Consider the following 17,384-nt stretch of genomic DNA (forward strand, 5'->3'; position numbering starts at 1 on the left):
AAGCAAAGCTAAAAATAATTATTCAGTGTCACTAATTAACTTAGCAGCCAAGCAATACCAACCCTTATCTGTACGGGTTTCAATTATTTTAAGTGTCTTTGGCAAAGCAGAAAGAACATCTTCAAGGCGAGAATCTATTATTCCGCTCATAATATAAACTGTATCCTTGTGCATATGCTTTTCTATGTCACCCGAAAGCATAATAATCGCATCAGCTACTATATTCGCTGTAATTATATCGTATGTTCCAGTTACTTCATCAGCCAAATTGCCGTGAATAGCTGTATATCTATCAGAAACACCATTTCTTTCTGCATTTTCTATTGAGGATTTAACAGCAAGCTCATCAATATCTATTCCGATTGCACTCTTAGCGCCAAGCAAAAGTGATGCAACCGCCAAAATTCCGCTACCACAACCAACATCAAGCACAGCTGCTCCATCACTAACATATTTTTCGAGAGCCTCAAGGCAAAGGCGGGTTGTTTCGTGAGTACCTGTTCCAAAAGCAATACCTGGTTCGAGATGGAGGACAGTTCTGCCCTTAGGGTCATAGTCCTCACGCCATACAGGGCGGACAAGCAACTTTTCGCCAATTTCTATCGGATAGAAATACTTCTTCCAATTATCAAGACAAGCCTCAACATCACACTTATCAGTAAGAATCTTAAAATTTATATTCTCCGCACGAAAACGCTCCTCAAGAAAAGCCGTTGCCTCAGCAGGGTTATCTTCAGGGCTTATATATATGTGTATTCTTGCAGTTTCACGATTTTTTGCAAGAAGCTCCTCATCAATAAGGTCTATCTTGGCTATTTCAAGAACTTCCTCCTCAAGTGAGCTATAATCCTCAATATATATTCCATAGGGTACAGTCATAACTGCAATATTTTCTGCACGCTCAGTATCTTTAGCGTCAACCTCGGCTATAATCTCCGTCCAATCCATAATCTACTTCCTTTCTAATCTTAAAATAAAAGGAAAACCCGCAAAAGAGTTTTTCACCTTAAATATCATTATTTAATGTGAGTTCAATAAATCTTAAAAGTTAAAAGTTTCACTCGAGGCGGCGAGCCGCCACTCCCAAGATGCGTTCTACTTCTTTGTTAAATTATTGTTTATCATTCGCATCTAAATTTTTAAAGTTAAAAGTTTCTCTCGAGCCTTTTTAAAGGCTCGTAGGTCAAGGGCAACGCCCTTGTCACCGTCCGCAGACGGCGAAACTCTTTATACTTCTCAAAGCGCAGGAGGGTAGAAAAACATTCCAAATGGAATGTTTTTCGTAGGGAACCCTCGCAGGGGGTTCCCTGACAGAACACCTGCGCTGTATAAGATATGAATTTGCTTAACAAGGTTTTTAAGTCATTATCAAACTCAAGTCATTTAATTTTACTCGGTCTGTGAATCCTAAGAATTTTCGCCTAAGCCCCAAAGATTAAGATACTGATTTTTAAATGTTTTTGTAAATATCTTTTCTATAAGCGGTGTATCATCTGTTTTTTCTTCATCACTTGAAGACTCTTCAGTGCCTTCGCTCTCCTCAATCTTCTTAACATTATCATATGAAATCATCATAAATGGAATATCAGAAATCTCTGGGTTATCTTCGCCATTAAGAACTCTAAGAATATAATCAACCGCTGTATAAGCTGTCCATTCGTAGCTTTCACTTACTGCTGTTGCAATATTACCATTCTGAACCTGCGTGAAAAGCTCTGTGCCTCCACCCCTTGCAAGAAATGTTACCCTTGACATTGCCTGCGTCATTTCAAGAGCATCAACACTATCTTTGAGCATATTGTCATGAAGAACTATAACGCAGTTGATATTTGTATCTCTCTCTAAGGCTTTTTTTACAGCATCGGAAATATTTACTGCTGTGTTTGAAATCTCCATAGCAAGTTCAGTGCAATAACCGTCTGAATACTTTGTCAATTCGTCTGTAACAGCCTTTTTCATCTCATCAGCATAGCTTACATCTGATGGGGTTACAAGAAGTGCATTAACCCTGCCTTCTTTTTCAACAATAGCATAATCTGCCAAAGCCTTGGCCTCAGCGACATAATTAGTTTTAACACTTGAATCCACAAAATGGTCATTTGTACCAACCTGTGTATTATCAATGCTTATAACCTTTATACCGTGTGCCTGAGCATTTTCAATAGCAAGAGAAATTTTATCTTTATTTATATTTCCTATAAGAACTACGGCTGCACACTGGTCAGAAACCGCATTTTCAAGTGCTGAAGTATGGGAATTTGCTGTGCCATCGGTATCATAAGCGAGAATTTCCTTAAACCCAACCTTTTCTGCAACAGACTTTAATTCCTGTGAAATATAAGATGAATAAGTATTACTGCTTGAATCTGAAATAATGGCTATTTTCTTATTTTTAGAAATTTTCTTTGCATCTATTGATTTTGTAGCATTAAAATTCGGTTGTGATTTATATGTTTCAAGCTCGGTGGAAAGTGCTGCAAGCTTTTCCTTGCTTACCACTGCATTATTTGTAGACCTTGATTCTGTTACAGACTCCACCGCAGAACCGTTTCCATTATCCTTACAACCAGAAAGCATTGCAATAGATGACAAAACCATAGCTGAAAGCAATACTGCTAAAATTCGTTTCATTTATAATTTCCTCCCATTTTCCCAACTATCAAAATCTGTCAGTAAAACAGCACATTCTTACGCAAATTTATTATACTTCCACATCTCTTTTATGTCAATAAACATAATTGTAACATTACAATTTATTGACACTTAATACTCTCAACAAAGCTTTTCATTTCTTCATTCACCTCTGGCGGATAAACTATCGCCACAGGCTCTGAAAGTCCCAAAAGCCACGCAAAGAACTGCCTGCTAACAGCGACATTTGCCCCGACAACATAGCTATCGTCATAATTTCCACATATATCAAGACTACTTCCAAATTGGTCAACAAAAACATCAACTAATCTGCTTGGAATTTTCATCTTAACATAACATTCCTCGCCACCAAACATTCCAAAGATTTTTGAGGAATAGCTTTCTATATCAAATTCCCTGAAATTCTCGTTCTTAATCCGAGAATTATCCGAAACCGCAGTATTTCTCATTCTGTCAACTCTGAAATGCTTAATAATCTTGTCCTTATGGTCGAAGCCTATAAGATAATAGTTGCCATCACTCCAGCTTACTCCCCAAGGCGAAACTTCATAAAGACTTCCTTGATGCTTAAAGGCCATAGCTGGCTTATTATTTTCATCAATTATCCATTTAAAATATTTAAAGCACACTGCCTTATCAAGATTTATTGCATTATGAATTGTATCTATCGCATAGTAGATAGTTTCATTCATACTTTTAACTCGGTTTTTAACAAAAACCTGTCTTTTAAGCAATTCCGCCTGATAAACGCTTGTCAGGCATTCAAGCTTAGATATAAGCTCCTCTGTTTTTTTTAATGTAAAAAATCTCGAACAGCCAACAGCGTCTATCAATAGTTTAAGCTCAGAAAGCTGAAACTCTCTATTTCCGACATAATATTTAACTGTATCAGATTTTGTACTCAAAATATCCATTCCGCTCTCTTTAAGAGCATTAATATCATCATAGAAAGTTTTTCTGCCAAATTCAAAGCCCTTTTCTGCCAGAACCTGCTCTATCTCTATTCGTGAAAGAGCGTGTTCTTCATCTGTATATTTAAGCAGATATTCTCTAAGATAAAGCAACCTTTTCTTCTGTTCAGAAGCCATTCTATCAACTCCAAAAATGCTAAGTGTTTTGCCCTTAAAAGGCTAAGCAAAGCCTTTAATTTTCTTACCACTCAATGAAATAGCAATGATGAAACAATAAGCAAAATTATCAAAAAGCCAAAGTTAAATGCCGAAAACATTCCTATATAGGACTTAACCTTAGTCGGATTATGCCTTGTATATTCTCTGAATGTAATCAGACTTGCAAGTGAAGCTATCAAAGTTCCTGTTCCACCAATATTTACACCAACAAGCAATTCCCTATAATTGTCTGTAAACTGCGAAAGCAATATTGCAGACGGAACATTGCTTATAACCTGACAAGAAATTGCACTAAAAAGCAAGGTATTCTGTTCGAGCAACCAAGAAAAAAGATTTCTCACGGCGTCTATTCTTGCCATATTTCCCGCAAAGATAAAAAATGCAACAAAGGTCAGCAATAGTGGGTAATCAACCATTTTAAGTGCTTTTCGGTCGGCAAAAAGTAAAACAATAGGTATTATTATCAAACCTACATAATAGGGTATTCCTCTGAACACTATTGCTATTGCCAGCACAAAGAGAATAGCATATAGGATAGTGCGTTTTTTGTTAAGGCTTTCGATTTTTTCGGAAATCTCAAGCGGTTCTTTTTTTACAAATAAGCAACAAATAGTTATAAGAATTACCGAAACCGCAAACGGCACAAACATTATCCCTACAAACTCATAATCATTTATATTATACTTTGTATATAGATATAGGTTTTGTGGATTGCCAAAGGGAGTAAGCATTCCTCCGAGATTTGCGGCAATATTCTGCATAATAAATGTAAATGCCATATATCTTTGTTTGCCTGTGCTTTCAAGCACGAAATATCCAAGAGGTAAAAATGTAAGCAATGCCATATCATTCGCAATAAGCATAGAGCCTATAAAGGTTATATAAACAAGCGTAAGTATTGACGCACGAATATTCCTACAAGATTTGACTATTTTTTGTGCGAGTATATAAAAGAAATTTATATTTTTCAAAGCACATACAACAGCAAGAACACAAAACAAACAGCTCAAGGTCTTAAAATCAAAATACGAAATATATTGTTCATCAGGAGGTATAATAAAAGAGGTAATCACCGCCGCAAGAACTGCCACCATAAGGACAACATTTTTCTTAGCAAAACCCACCATTTTCGTAAATATCATCATTAAATTCCCCTCTATATTTATGCCAAAACAAATATATCATATATAGAAATAAATGTCTATTAGCGCATTTTAAAAATCTGTCGAAATATTGTGCAGATTTTTGCGTAAATTTCTACGGACTTTATATTCAAAATTACTTGTTTTCCATTACTATTCATTATATAATATATGGTAGGGAATTATCAAAAATCGACAGTATTTTTTGAAAAGATACTTTGCTTATATCAAGATAGGTATGAAGGGAGAAAAAATGAGCAAAAATCGCATTAACAGACGCAATAAAATAAAAAGAACCTCCTCCTATCGTGGATATAACCATTATCGAAGATATTCTGCTTCAACAGGCTCTCAGGGCACAGGCTTAGGCAAGGCTGTTGCTTTATCCTTTGCCGTTGTAGCTGCAACTTCATTTGTGGTATTTTGCTGTTCAGTATATATTCCGAAATTAGTAGATATTTCAAAGAAAAATTTTATTAGTGCAGAATCTTCTGCGGAATCTTCTACTCTAAGTAAGACTGAGAGTTCTAAACCAGAAAGCAAAGCGGAGAGTTCAAAGTCTGAACCCTCAAAACAAGAGGCTTCCAAGCAAGATGCCTCTAAAGCTGAAAGCTCGAAATCAGAAACAAGCAAGCAAGAAGACAAGGGCTATCTTGACGGAAATGTATTTATATACAAAAATGTAGGATACGAAAGCTTTATAGGTACTGATGAAAACGCCTTAAAATACGCAAATAGCCTAAATTCTATCGCTTCAACACTCGATTCAAGCATAAATATTTATTCAATTGTAGTTCCTACACACAGCTCAATCTCTCTTGATAAGCTTCAGAAAGAAAACAACGCTAATGAAAAAGCTAATCTTCAGGTCATCAATGATAATCTTTCTGAAAAAATCAGCTTTATAGATGTAGAAAACGCTCTCAAAGATAAAAAAAGCAAATATATCTACTATAATACCGATGAAAACTGGACTTCTCTCGGTGCATATTATGCCTATAAAGAGTTTTGCAAAAATGTAGGACTTACTGCCACTGATTTCTCATCGGTAGAAAAAAAACAAATAGAGGGCTTTTTGGGTGGACTTATTTCTTCCACAAAAACTGATAAAAATAAAAAAGGCAACACTGACCTTTTGAAAAATCCCGACACCATCACATATTATAACTTTGGCAATGACTATCAATGCGGTATCTGGAGAACTGAAAACAGCGGAGAAGAAACCGTTTCTTTCATAAATAATGCTGTTTCAGCAGAAAATGCACGAGATATATTCTGCTATGGAGATGTTTCACTTTTTAAAGCTAATACGGGTAAAAGCACTGGCAAACGCCTTTGCATTGTAAAGGATAGCTATGGCTCTGAGCTTGCTCCATATTTTATGGAAAACTATGATGAAGTTCATATAATTGACGCAAAACTATTTGAAGGTTCTTTAACAGGCTATTGCTATAATCACAGTATAACTGATGTCCTTTTCATAAATGGTATAAACACAGCTAACGAGAAAGAGCAAATCAAAGCCCTTTCCGCTATGGCATAAAAGCCGAATTCAAAGCCGAAAGGAGATGTGCATATGTTAGGCAGAAAACTTGATATTGAAATATTCGGCACAATATCCGAAGGCTCGATTTATTTCGGTTATTATCGTGAAAGAGGTATGAATTATAAAGTTTACATACTGACAAACCACAAGCTAAAAACAAGTGAGCAGTGCATTGTTATTGCTGAGGAATTTAATGAAAATTCTTCTACCAAAAAGCTTGTTGCCTCACCACTCGGTGAAATATTTTACGAACCCGAAATCCGTAAGCGTGTTGCTATGGCTCACACCGAAATTTCACATATGATTTGCTTGTATGAAAAATCCTGCGGCGCAGTAGTTTTTTACCGCTCGAATGATTCCATAAAATATCTTTTAGTAAAAAATCGCAACGGCCGTTGCTGGAGCTTTCCAAAAGGACACATAGAAAATGGCGAAAGCGAAAAACAGACCGCCGCACGAGAAATTAAAGAAGAAACTGGACTCGATGTGCATTTCAAAGCAGATTTCAGAGAAACTGGAATATATCATCCCTTTGGCAGGACAAGCAAAAAGGTTGTTTTCTTTCTCGCCGAAACAAATAGTGACAAAGTAAGTATTCAACGCCGAGAGATTGATTATTATCGCTGGGCAACTATGGACCAAGCACAAAAGCTTTGCAAGCACGAAAATGATATTAGAGTTTTAGAAAAAGTAAGCAATCTTCTTGAAACAGCAAATTAAACAAATCTCTTTTTTTAAAACTAAAGCTTATTCACTTAACAAGCTTTATTTATCGGGAACGATTTTTTTCGTTCCCTTTTATAATGCTTGAAATATACGGAAAAATGGTATAATATATGTATGTATATAACTTAATGTAGGAAGTAGGAGGATATTATGGATAAGAAAACATTCTATATAACAACACCAATTTATTATCCGTCAGGCAATCCGCATATCGGACATTGCTATACTACGGTTGCCTGCGATTCTATCGCAAGATATAAGCGTATGCAGGGCTACGATGTAATGTTCTTGACAGGCACAGATGAACATGGTCTTAAAATCGAACAAAAAGCCGCTGAAAAGGGCGTATCTCCAAAGGAATATGTTGATGAAATCGTTGCTGTTTTCAAAAATCTTTGGAAGTATATGAACATAAGCTACGATAGATATATCCGTACAACTGACGATTATCATATAAAAAGCGTTCAGACAATTTTCAAAAAGCTTTATGATAAAGGCTATATCTATAAGGGCGAATATAAGGGCAAATACTGTACTCCTTGCGAAAGCTTCTGGACTGAATCTCAGCTCAAAGACGGCAAATGCCCTGATTGTGGTCGTGATGTTGTAGAAGCTAAGGAGGAGGCATATTTCTTTAAGATGGCTCCTTTCGCTGACCGAATTGAAAAGCTCCTCACAGAAACAGACTATCTCCGTCCAAAAACTCGTGCAGTAGAGCTTGTCAATAACTTTATCAAGCCAGGTCTTGAGGATTTGTGCGTATCAAGAACAAGCTTTAAATGGGGTATCCCTGTAACCTTCGATACAAACCATGTTGTCTATGTTTGGATTGACGCACTTTCAAACTATATAACTGCCCTCGGCTATGAGAATGACCAATATGACGATTACAAAAAGTATTGGCCTGCTGATGTTCATATGGTTGCTAAGGATATTATGCGTTTTCACGCTATAATCTGGCCTGCAATGCTTATGGCTCTTGAAGAACCACTTCCTAAGCACCTTGCTGTTCACGGTTGGATTACTTTCAACGGTGAAAAGATGAGTAAATCTCTTGGAAATGTTGTTGACCCTCTCGTTCTCGGCGAAAGATACGGTGCGGACGCTATCCGTTATCATATCCTCAGAGAAATGGCTCTCGGTTCAGACAGCTCATTCTCTAACGAAATTATGATTAAACGCATTAACTCCGACCTCGCAAACGGTCTTGGCAACCTTGTTTCAAGAACTGTTGCAATGGTAGAGAAATATTTCGGCGGTACTCTCCCAACAGAGCGTGAAAGCGGTGAATTTGACGAAAGCCTTATCGAAACTGCAAAGGCTCTCCGTCCTGCTGTTGATGATTATATAGAAAAAACACAGCTTAATAATGCTCTTGCAGAAATTTTCAAGGTTGTTTCTCGTGCAAATAAGTACATTGATGAAACCACACCTTGGGTTCTTGCAAAGGACGAAAACAACAAAATTCGTCTTGCTACTGTACTATATAATCTTCTTGATACAATTCGTATTATCTCAACACTTCTTTCTGCATTTATGCCTACAACTATGCCAAGCATCTGGGAACAGATTGGTGCTTCTAAAGAAGATGTAAGCTACGAAAATGCCGCTAAATTCGGCGTGCTTCCTTTAGATGTTACAGTTAAGAAGGGTGAGGTTCTTTTCCCAAGAATTGATGTTGATAAGGAAATTGAGGAGCTTAACGCACTTATCGCTAAAAATCAGCCTAAAGAAACAGCAAAACCTAAGATTGAAGGTCTTGCTCAGATTGGCATAGATGATTTCGCAAAGGTAGAACTCAGAGCCGCAAAGATTCTTGCTTGTGAGCCTGTCAAGAAGTCCAAAAAGCTTTTGAAACTTACACTTGATGACGGCGAAGGAGAAAGAACTGTTGCAAGCGGAATTTCACAATATTATAAGCCTGATGAATTAGTCGGAAAGACAATCGTTCTTGTTGCAAACCTCAAGCCTGCAAAACTTTGCGGTGTTGAAAGTAACGGTATGATTCTTGCCGCTGATTGTGGAGAAGATGATGTAAAGGTATTGTTCCTTGACGATTCAATCCCAGCAGGCAGCCGAATCCGCTAACCAACTTCTCTTAGACACCCAAAAGTTTCGGCGGCGTGCCGCCGCTGTCAAGACGCGGAATCGGTTTTGCAAGCAAAACCTCGACATATGCAAGATAAGCTTGTTTCCGCGGTCGAAGAAACTACCAATTAATCAACTTCTCTTAGACAATTAAAAGTTTCGCTCGAGCCTTTTCTACACCAGCTTTGCTGGTGAAAGCTGCTCGCAGTTTCCAAAGGCGGAGCCTTTGGTGGGTTTTAAGGGCAAAGCCCTTAACATTCTTTGCTCTCTAAGGGCGGACAAAGTCCGCCCTTTATGACTGATGTTGCCAACAAAAGAAAATTAAGCGGTGGACAAAGTCCACCGCTTTAGAAGTAAAGAATGTTGGGCTTCGCCCAAAGGTGTTTCGCCGTCTGCGGACGGCGACAAGGGCGTTGCCCTTGACCTACAAGCCTTTAAAAAGGCTTGACCTAAACTTTGAGTGTCTTATGGGAAGTTTGTCAGCCTATTATAAATTTCTAACGGAGAATTATATGCAAAATATTTTTGATACTCATGCACATTATGACGATAGCAAATTTGATGATGACCGTACAGAATTGCTCGAAACACTTCCCCAAAAGGGAGTGTGCAATGTTGTAAACCAAGCAACTGACCTCAAAACGGCTCAAATTTCTATTGAATTTGCGGAAAAATATGATTATATATATGCTGCTGTCGGAGTTCACCCAGAAAATCTCGATGGCTTGCCAGATAATTATATTTCCGTATTGCGTGAGCTTGCAAAGCGTAAAAAAGTTGTCGCAATAGGCGAAATAGGGCTTGATTACTACTATGATATTCCAAAAGATTTTCAGCTTAGAGTTTTCGAGGAACAGCTCACCCTTGCAAATGAGCTTTCTATGCCTGTATGTGTTCACGATAGAGAGGCTCACGGGGATATACTTTCCTTGTTGAAAAAATATAAACCAAAGGGTGTTGTACACTGCTTTTCAGGAAGCCGAGAAATGGCTCGTGATGTCCTTAAGCTTGGAATGTATATCGGAGTTGGCGGAGTAGCTACCTTCAAAAATGCACGAAAGGCAATAGAAGTAATCGAGGAAACCCCACTTGAAAGAATAGTCCTTGAAACAGATGCACCTTATCTTGCACCTGTACCATTCAGAGGAAAGCGAAACGATTCTTCAATGATAATTTATATAGCTCAAAAAGTCGCAGAAATCAAAAAACTTTCAACAGAAGAAATCTTAAAAATCACTTGCGAAAACGCAAGGAAAATGTATGAAATAAACTCTAATTAACAGCAAGAATTTTTGCGGTAATTTTTGCTGTTAAAAATAAATTCAGCAACAAATTGCTAAATTTTAGCAAACATCTTTAAAAACGAGGAGGACACAAATTATGAGAGCATTGATAACTGGAGCAAGCTCAGGAATGGGCCGAGATATGGCAAGAGTTTTGTCATGTATGGGCTGGGAGCTTTTTCTTGTTGCAAGAAGAGCCGATAAACTTCTTGAAATCAAGCAAGAGCTTGGCGACAAAACAGTTTGTATTCGTTGTGATATTTCCAAAGAAGAAGAATGTAGAAAGCTTTATGAGGTTCTCAAGGATAAAGAAATAGATATGGTTATCAATAACGCAGGCTTTGGCTACTGCGGAGAATTTGTTTCTTCAACCCTCGAAAATGACCTCGAAATGATAGATACAAATGTAAGGGCAGTTCATATACTTACAAAGCTATTTTTAAAGGATTTTGTTTCAAAAAACAGCGGAAGAATACTAAATGTTGCATCTATTGCCGGTTTTATGCCTGGCCCTATGATGGCAACATATTATGCAACCAAAAATTATGTTACAAGCCTTTCGAGAGCCGTTTCATATGAACTCAAAGAAATGGGAAGTGCAGTTACAGTTACAGCATTCTGCCCCGGACCTGTAAATACTGAATTTAATCAAGTTGCAGGAGTAAGCTTTGCAACAGCCTCAATCGAAAGCAAAACTGCCGCAAGAATGGCTATTACAGACGCACTTAACGGAAAGCGTGTTTCTATCCCTACATTTAAGATGAAATTAGTTCGTTTCGGAGCAAGACTTGTTCCGGATTGTCTGCTTCTAAAAATATGCAGTAATATTCAGCAAAAGAAAATAAACTAAATCACCTATAAAAAATAAACTGCACCAAATCATATTTTACATTGATTTGGTGCAGTTTTTATTATTAAGTACAAAACTTTAACTATTGATGTATCAGCAATAAAATAACCTCCGAAATTTTCAACCCTTTGTGCTTAAATAGTTGAAAACTTTCCGAAATAAAACTACTCAAAATTGAAAAAATATTATATAATTAATAAGAAAACAAAACAATAAGGAGAATATCTATGGAATATAAAATCACCAATCGTGGTGCAGAAATATACAATCTATCGTCTTTCGACCTCGCAGAAACCTTTGATTGCGGACAATGTTTTCGTTGGGAAGCCTTGCCTTGCGATGAAACTGATAATATTCAGAAATTTTCTGCTGTTGTTCGTGGCAGGTATACGACCGTATATAAACACAACAACATATTTATTATCGAAAATTGTACCGAAGAAGAACTTAAAAACATTTTTATCGACTATTTCGACCTTAATCTCGATTATGATGCTGTCAGAAACAGCCTTGTGCAAAAACTTCCTATCTTAAAAGATGCCGCTAAAAATGCTCCAGGTATTCGTATTCTTGCACAAGAACCATGGGAGGCTCTTTGCTCATTTATAATTTCTCAAAATAACAATATTCCGAGAATAAAAGGCATTATCTCAAGGCTTTGCGAAACTTTCGGCAAAAAATGTGGTGAAAGCTATACCTTTCCATCAGCCGAAACTCTCGCCGTTCTTGAACCTGATGACCTTCAAAACCTCCGAGCAGGTTTTCGTGCAGGGTATATAATTGATGGGGCAAGGAAGGTTGCAAGCGGAGAGATTGACCTTGAAGCACTTAGAAATATGCCGATAGAAACAGCACGAGAGAAATTGATGACCATTCGTGGAGTAGGTCCAAAGGTTGCCGAGTGTACGCTTTTATATGGACTACACCGATTAGAGGCATTTCCGATAGATACTTGGATTAAAAAAGCTATGTCCACACTTTATGAAGGCTTAAAGCCAGAAGATTTCGGCGAATATGCGGGCATAGCACAGCAATATATCTTTGTTCAAATGCGTATGGCAAGCCACCGCTAAGCTAAAGCACTTCCCCAAGACACTCAAAGTTTAGGTCAAGCCTTTTTAAAGGCTTGCGGTTTCCAAAGGCGGAGCCTTTGGTGGGTTTTAAGGGCGAAGCCCTTAACATTCTTTGCCCCCTAAGGGCGGACAAAGTCCGCCCTTATTGACTAATGTTGCTGACAAAAGAAATTTTAGGGGGGGGCGAACGAAGTTCGCACCTAAGGGAGCAAGACAGGTTAAGGGCGTTGCCCTTAAAACCCATGGGGGACTCCGTCCCTCAACCCTGCAAGCTTTTGAAAAAGCTTGACCTAAACTTTGAGTATCTTGGGGAAATTTATTAACTAATCGCTAATTTCCTCGACAGCATTAAAAATCTTCTCTCACCAAAAAAGCCAAGCCTATACACACAATAAGTGTATATAGACTTGACTTAATTAAATAATCTTGCTATAATTAAACTATAAGTACACAGTTCGTGATTATTCGTGCTTTAATTCTTAACTACATTTGCAGTGATTAAGTTCCTAAAAGTGTGAAAGGTATAAGTTAGCGTTGCCAGTTAAGATTTTATCACAAACAAGGTTTTGAGGTGATAATTTACATTTCCGCTATGACAAAATTTAATATATCTTATTTTGACTTATCAGCAATAACCGCCTTAGAAATTTCTTCTGTGTGCATAGAACGAGAACCCTTAACAAGAATAGCACAACCATCAACAATTTGTGTTTTCAAGTAAGATAGGGCAGAGGCGTTATCCGCAAAACACTTTGCAGTAACATTCTTATTCTTGCTCAAAGCACCTTTAGCTATGTTTTCTGCAAGGCTTCCTATACAGATTACGCAATCAATGCCAATTTCACCAAGATGTTCGCCAACAGAAAAATGCTCACTTTCAGCATAATCACCGAGTTCAAGCATATTTGCAAGAACAGCAATTCTCTTAGTTGCGTCAATAGATTTCAAAACATCAAGAGATACTTTCATAGCGTCAGGGCTTGCATTATAGCTATCATCAATCAATGTACAGCCTTCAAGCTTATGAATCTGCTGGCGCATAGGGGCATTTTTATAAGTAAGAAGTCCAGCCTTAATAACATCAGTCGAAAGTCCGCAAGCCTTAGCTACTGCAAAAGCGGCAAGAGCATTTTTAACATTATGTTCACCAAGGGTAGGAATTTCTATTTCTTCGGTTTCATTCTTACTTATGAGAGTAAATATAGTATTCATACCATTAACACAAATATTCTCGGCACGATAGTCGCAATTCTCGCCAAAACCAAATGTAACCGTCTTAAAATCCTGTTTACCATAGAGAGTAACAAGAAGCTCATCATCACCATTCAAGAAAAGTGTGCTATCCTTAGTGAAATTACCTGTTATCTTAAATTTCTCGGACATAATATTTTCTCTTGAACCAAGATTTTCGATATGAGCAGTTCCTATATTGGTCATAACCGCCATAGAAGGCTTAGCGATTGCACAAAGTCTTTCCATCTCACCAAATTCACTCATACCCATCTCAATAACAGCAGTTTCATTTTCAGGCATAATATCGAGCATAGTAAGCGGAAGACCTATCTGGCTATTTCTGTTGCCCTTAGTCTTAAAGACATTTGAGCCTTGAGAAAGTGCGGCGGCAATCATTTCCTTTGTACTTGTCTTGCCGACACTGCCTGTAACGCCGATAATTTTTATATCGAACCTTGAGCGATAATATGCACCAAGAGCCTGAAGTGCTGTAAGAGTATTTTCAACCTTAATATATGGCTTTTTAGCATTTTCTGGAGCATCATATTCTGTAAAAGTAGCTGAACAGTTTTTTAAACAATCTTCTATAAACTTATGTGCATCGACCTTCTCGCCACGAATCGGCACAAAAAGAGTTCCGTCTTTAACTTCTCTGCTATCACAAGCAACACTTGTAATTTCTATATCGGGATTTCCGCAAAGCAGAGTACCACCAACTGCCTTTGCGATTTCTGAAACTTTTAATGGTATCATAAATTTATCCTCCAATTATTTCTCAGCTAATATAGAAGCGATAACTTCACGCTCATCATAGTGTGTTTTCTTGCCGTTTTTATCCTGATAATTTTCGTGTCCCTTGCCTGCAAGAACTATAATATCTCCGTCCTGAGCATTTTTGATACAATAACGGATAGCGTCTGTTCTGTCAGGAATAACAACATACTTGCCATCGGTCTTATTGATACCAACCTTTATATCCTCAATAATATCCATAACATTTTCAAAGCGGGAGTTATCCTCGGTTATGACAGATAAATCCGAAAGTCTACCAGAAATTTCACCCATTTCGTAACGGCGGTCACGAGGTCTGTTTCCTCCCGCACCAAAAAGTGTAATTAAACGGTTCGGGTGATATTCACGCAAGATAGTTAATAGGCTTTCCATACTGAGAGCATTATGAGCATAGTCTATAAGCAAGGTATAGTGTCCCGGAACGGGAACAGGCTCAACTCTGCCTTTAACCTTAACAGTGTTCAAGCCCTCTTTGATAGCATCAAGAGAAACAAGGTGACGGCAGACAGATATTGCCGCAAGAGCATTATAAGCCATAAATTTGCCTGGAATATCAACATCAAGCTCAGTATTCATAACACCACTAATGGTGAAATGCACTCCAAGATAGCCAGCCTTTGAAATAAGGCTGTCATCAGAGCCGATAAGCTCTGCATTCTTCGAGAAGCCAAAGGTTTCAATCTTGCAAGAGGAATGTTCTATTATGTATTGAGCCTTTGCATCATCTATATTTATCATACCAGCCTTGCACTGCTTGAATAGAAGTGCCTTGCAATCGAGATATTCCTGCATATCCTTATGTTCAGCACCGCCGATATGGTCGTGTGAAAAATTAGTGAAGATTGCATAATCAAAGATAAAACCGTCTGTTCTATGCCATTTTAAGCCAAGTGAGCTTGCCTCCATAACAACACACTTACAGCCCTCATTAATCATCTTACGCATTGCTCGCTGAATTTCATAGGATTCAGGCGTTGTGTTGGCAGTTTCTTCAACTTTTCCGTCAATAACAATTCCGAGAGTACCTATAATGCCAGTTTTCAAGCCACCTGCTGTAAGGATATTTGCAACCATAGATGCAGTAGTGGTCTTGCCCTTAGTGCCAGTAATGCCAATTGTAGTAAGTTCATTGGCTGGATTACCAAAATATTCCGCCGAAACCAAAGCAAGAGCCTTTCTTGTATCTTCAACTTTGATTACAAGTGCATTTTTAACCTCTACATCTTCGCAGACAAGCACTGCAGCAGCACCACCATCAACAGCAGATTGTGCGAATTTATGTCCATCAAAAGATGAGCCACTAAGGCAAACAAAAAGGCTATCCTTCTGCACCTTACGAGAATCATATATTACATCTGAAATATCGGTATCAAGAATTTTTTCGTTGTCTATATCTGTGTTTTCGGAAAGAGTATAGCTTAAATCCTTTATAAGCTCTTTTAATTTCATAAAATCAACCCCTTATAATTCTTATTAAAAGAATAGTAGAATATTCCTTTCTCATTTTACCACAACCTTAAAGCAAGTTCTACTATTTTGAATAAATTCACGCAAAAAGACGGCCACCAAAATGGTAGCCGTCTTTATAATTGGAATTTTTAGATTTAGGCTGTTGCGTTTGTTGATGAACCGATAACATCGTACATACCAAACATTGGAAGAATGATAGATACAACAAGGAAACCAACTACGCCACCGATAACAACTGTCATAATAGGTGTCATCATATCTGTAAGTCTTTGTGTAGATTCATCTGTCTGTGATTCAAAAAGTTCTGCCATTTTAAAGAGTGAATCACCAAGCATACCAGATTCTTCACCAACTCGAATCATAGAAACAAGAATTGCATCGAATACAGGGTGTTTCTTCATTGCTTCATTGATTGGAATACCAATCTGAACATCGTTAATAACATCTGTTATTCTTGCCTTAACAAAAAGGTTAGCAACTGTATCTCTTGAAAGTGCCATAGCTCTGTGAATAGGAATACCTGCATCTGTAAGAGTTGACATCAAGCGACAGAAGCGAGCAAGAGAGGATTGTCTTATGATAGGACCGACAAGTGGAATTTTAAGTTGGAACTGTGCGAACTTCATAGCAAATTCTGCACTGTTTTTCTTTAAGAAAATAAATCCAACTATGATAGCTAATGTAACCAATATAAGAATATACCAATATCCAATCAAGAAATCTGAGAAAGCCATAACACCTGCTGTGAGTGCCGGAAGTTCTGCACCAAAGCTGCTGTAAACGCCTGCAAATGTCGGCAAAACAAAGCAGCAAAGAACGATAATAACCGCAAGAACAAGAACTATGAGGAAGAGAGGATACATCAAAGCACTTCTCAGCTTACCAGAAAGAGCCATATCCTTCTTTGTAATAAGTGCACACTGTTCAAATGCTGTATCAAGACGACCGTTTGCTTCACCAGCTTCTACGATACTGACTATGATTGATGGGAAAGACTTAAACTTTCTCATAGACTGTGATAGAGTAATACCATTATAGAGGTCTTGGTTCATCTCTGTCATAATCTTTTTCATGGTCTTATCTTTTTCGGTGGTAATCATAATCTCCATAGCAAGAGAAAGGTTGATACCAGCCTTCATCATAAGAGCCATCTGGTTAAGGAACATCAGTAGCTTCTTTGGCTTAATCTTTTGCTTATGATAGTCGCCACCGATTTCCATCTGCAGAATGCTTGTAGGGGCATCTGAATTAGAGGCTTCTGACAGTTCCTGAACAACAAGTCCTTTATTTCTCAGGGAATTAAGAGCCTCATTTTCTGTTGCAGCTTCTACAAAGCCTGTTTTCTTTTGATTTTTTTGGTTTATCGCCGTATATTTATATTTCAATTTAATTCACCGCC

At 37.8% G+C, this 17,384-nt stretch carries 13 protein-coding genes; 6 read left to right on the forward strand and 7 right to left on the reverse strand.

The annotated features are described in order from the left end of the window. Positions 1-18: 18 nt before the first annotated feature. The 4 genes from prmA to C9914_RS04970 form a co-directional block, all read right to left on the reverse strand. Positions 19-948 carry a 50S ribosomal protein L11 methyltransferase gene (prmA, locus tag C9914_RS04955; protein ID WP_106763783.1) on the reverse strand — a complete coding sequence of 310 codons (930 nt, stop codon included), beginning with the start codon at positions 946-948 and terminating at the stop codon, positions 19-21. A 459-nt stretch (positions 949-1,407) separates the two neighbouring features. Then, the gene (locus C9914_RS04960) at positions 1,408-2,631 is read right to left on the reverse strand and encodes a sugar ABC transporter substrate-binding protein (protein ID WP_106763785.1); all 1,224 of its coding nucleotides are present in this window, start codon (positions 2,629-2,631) and stop codon (positions 1,408-1,410) included. Positions 2,632-2,753: 122 nt separating this feature from the next. After that, a complete protein-coding gene (locus C9914_RS04965; protein WP_106763787.1) occupies positions 2,754-3,740 on the reverse strand; it encodes a helix-turn-helix transcriptional regulator in 987 nt (328 codons plus the stop codon). A gap of 71 nt (positions 3,741-3,811) precedes the next feature. Next, positions 3,812-4,927, reverse strand: coding sequence for an SLC13 family permease (locus C9914_RS04970; protein WP_242972058.1), 1,116 nt, complete (start codon positions 4,925-4,927; stop codon positions 3,812-3,814). A gap of 250 nt (positions 4,928-5,177) precedes the next feature. Between C9914_RS04970 and C9914_RS04975 the strand changes: the two genes are divergently transcribed. The 6 genes from C9914_RS04975 to C9914_RS05000 all read left to right on the forward strand — a co-directional run bounded on the left by C9914_RS04975 (position 5,178) and on the right by C9914_RS05000 (position 12,490). Next, a complete protein-coding gene (locus C9914_RS04975) occupies positions 5,178-6,467 on the forward strand; it encodes a DHHW family protein (RefSeq protein ID WP_158707334.1) in 1,290 nt (429 codons plus the stop codon). A gap of 33 nt (positions 6,468-6,500) precedes the next feature. Next, on the forward strand, positions 6,501-7,190 hold the full coding sequence (locus C9914_RS04980; protein ID WP_106763791.1) for a bis(5'-nucleosyl)-tetraphosphatase: 690 nt from the start codon (positions 6,501-6,503) through the stop codon (positions 7,188-7,190). A 156-nt stretch (positions 7,191-7,346) separates the two neighbouring features. Next, positions 7,347-9,284: a methionine--tRNA ligase gene (gene metG / locus C9914_RS04985; RefSeq protein WP_106763793.1), complete on the forward strand. Its 1,938-nt coding sequence runs from the start codon at positions 7,347-7,349 to the stop codon at positions 9,282-9,284. Positions 9,285-9,796: 512 nt separating this feature from the next. Continuing rightward, the gene (locus C9914_RS04990; protein WP_106763795.1) at positions 9,797-10,564 is read left to right on the forward strand and encodes a TatD family hydrolase; all 768 of its coding nucleotides are present in this window, start codon (positions 9,797-9,799) and stop codon (positions 10,562-10,564) included. 100 nt (positions 10,565-10,664) lie between these two features. Continuing rightward, complete coding sequence (locus C9914_RS04995; RefSeq protein WP_022264623.1) at positions 10,665-11,417, forward strand: SDR family NAD(P)-dependent oxidoreductase; 753 nt, start codon at positions 10,665-10,667, stop codon at positions 11,415-11,417. A gap of 227 nt (positions 11,418-11,644) precedes the next feature. Beyond that, a complete protein-coding gene (locus tag C9914_RS05000) occupies positions 11,645-12,490 on the forward strand; it encodes a DNA-3-methyladenine glycosylase family protein (protein ID WP_106763796.1) in 846 nt (281 codons plus the stop codon). Between the two features lie 612 nt (positions 12,491-13,102). Here C9914_RS05000 and C9914_RS05005 read toward each other — a convergent pair. The 3 genes from C9914_RS05005 to C9914_RS05015 form a co-directional block, all read right to left on the reverse strand. Further along, positions 13,103-14,476 (reverse strand): UDP-N-acetylmuramoyl-tripeptide--D-alanyl-D-alanine ligase, encoded by a 1,374-nt coding sequence (locus tag C9914_RS05005; RefSeq protein ID WP_106763798.1) that lies wholly within the window; start codon positions 14,474-14,476, stop codon positions 13,103-13,105. A gap of 15 nt (positions 14,477-14,491) precedes the next feature. Then, a complete protein-coding gene (locus tag C9914_RS05010; protein ID WP_106763800.1) occupies positions 14,492-15,964 on the reverse strand; it encodes a UDP-N-acetylmuramoyl-L-alanyl-D-glutamate--2,6-diaminopimelate ligase in 1,473 nt (490 codons plus the stop codon). A gap of 155 nt (positions 15,965-16,119) precedes the next feature. Continuing rightward, positions 16,120-17,370: a type II secretion system F family protein gene (locus C9914_RS05015; protein WP_106763802.1), complete on the reverse strand. Its 1,251-nt coding sequence runs from the start codon at positions 17,368-17,370 to the stop codon at positions 16,120-16,122. Positions 17,371-17,384: the final 14 nt, after the last annotated feature.

This window comes from Pseudoruminococcus massiliensis (assembly GCF_900291955.1).
GTDB lineage: Bacteria > Bacillota > Clostridia > Oscillospirales > Acutalibacteraceae > Pseudoruminococcus > Pseudoruminococcus massiliensis.

Bases quoted from the DNA above. Each gene is read 5' to 3' on its own strand.
- C9914_RS04960 (WP_106763785.1), bottom strand. From the start codon at position 2,631: ATGAAACGAATTTTAGCAGTATTGCTTTCAGCTATGGTTTTGTCATCT.
- C9914_RS04965 (WP_106763787.1), bottom strand. From the start codon at position 3,740: ATGGCTTCTGAACAGAAGAAAAGGTTGCTTTATCTTAGAGAATATCTG.
- C9914_RS04970 (WP_242972058.1), bottom strand. From the start codon at position 4,927: ATGATGATATTTACGAAAATGGTGGGTTTTGCTAAGAAAAATGTTGTC.
- C9914_RS04995 (WP_022264623.1), top strand. From the start codon at position 10,665: ATGAGAGCATTGATAACTGGAGCAAGCTCAGGAATGGGCCGAGATATG.
- prmA (WP_106763783.1), bottom strand. From the start codon at position 948: ATGGATTGGACGGAGATTATAGCCGAGGTTGACGCTAAAGATACTGAG.
- C9914_RS05010 (WP_106763800.1), bottom strand. From the start codon at position 15,964: ATGAAATTAAAAGAGCTTATAAAGGATTTAAGCTATACTCTTTCCGAA.
- C9914_RS05005 (WP_106763798.1), bottom strand. From the start codon at position 14,476: ATGATACCATTAAAAGTTTCAGAAATCGCAAAGGCAGTTGGTGGTACT.
- C9914_RS04975 (WP_158707334.1), top strand. From the start codon at position 5,178: ATGAGCAAAAATCGCATTAACAGACGCAATAAAATAAAAAGAACCTCC.
- metG (WP_106763793.1), top strand. From the start codon at position 7,347: ATGGATAAGAAAACATTCTATATAACAACACCAATTTATTATCCGTCA.
- C9914_RS04990 (WP_106763795.1), top strand. From the start codon at position 9,797: ATGCAAAATATTTTTGATACTCATGCACATTATGACGATAGCAAATTT.
- C9914_RS04980 (WP_106763791.1), top strand. From the start codon at position 6,501: ATGTTAGGCAGAAAACTTGATATTGAAATATTCGGCACAATATCCGAA.
- C9914_RS05000 (WP_106763796.1), top strand. From the start codon at position 11,645: ATGGAATATAAAATCACCAATCGTGGTGCAGAAATATACAATCTATCG.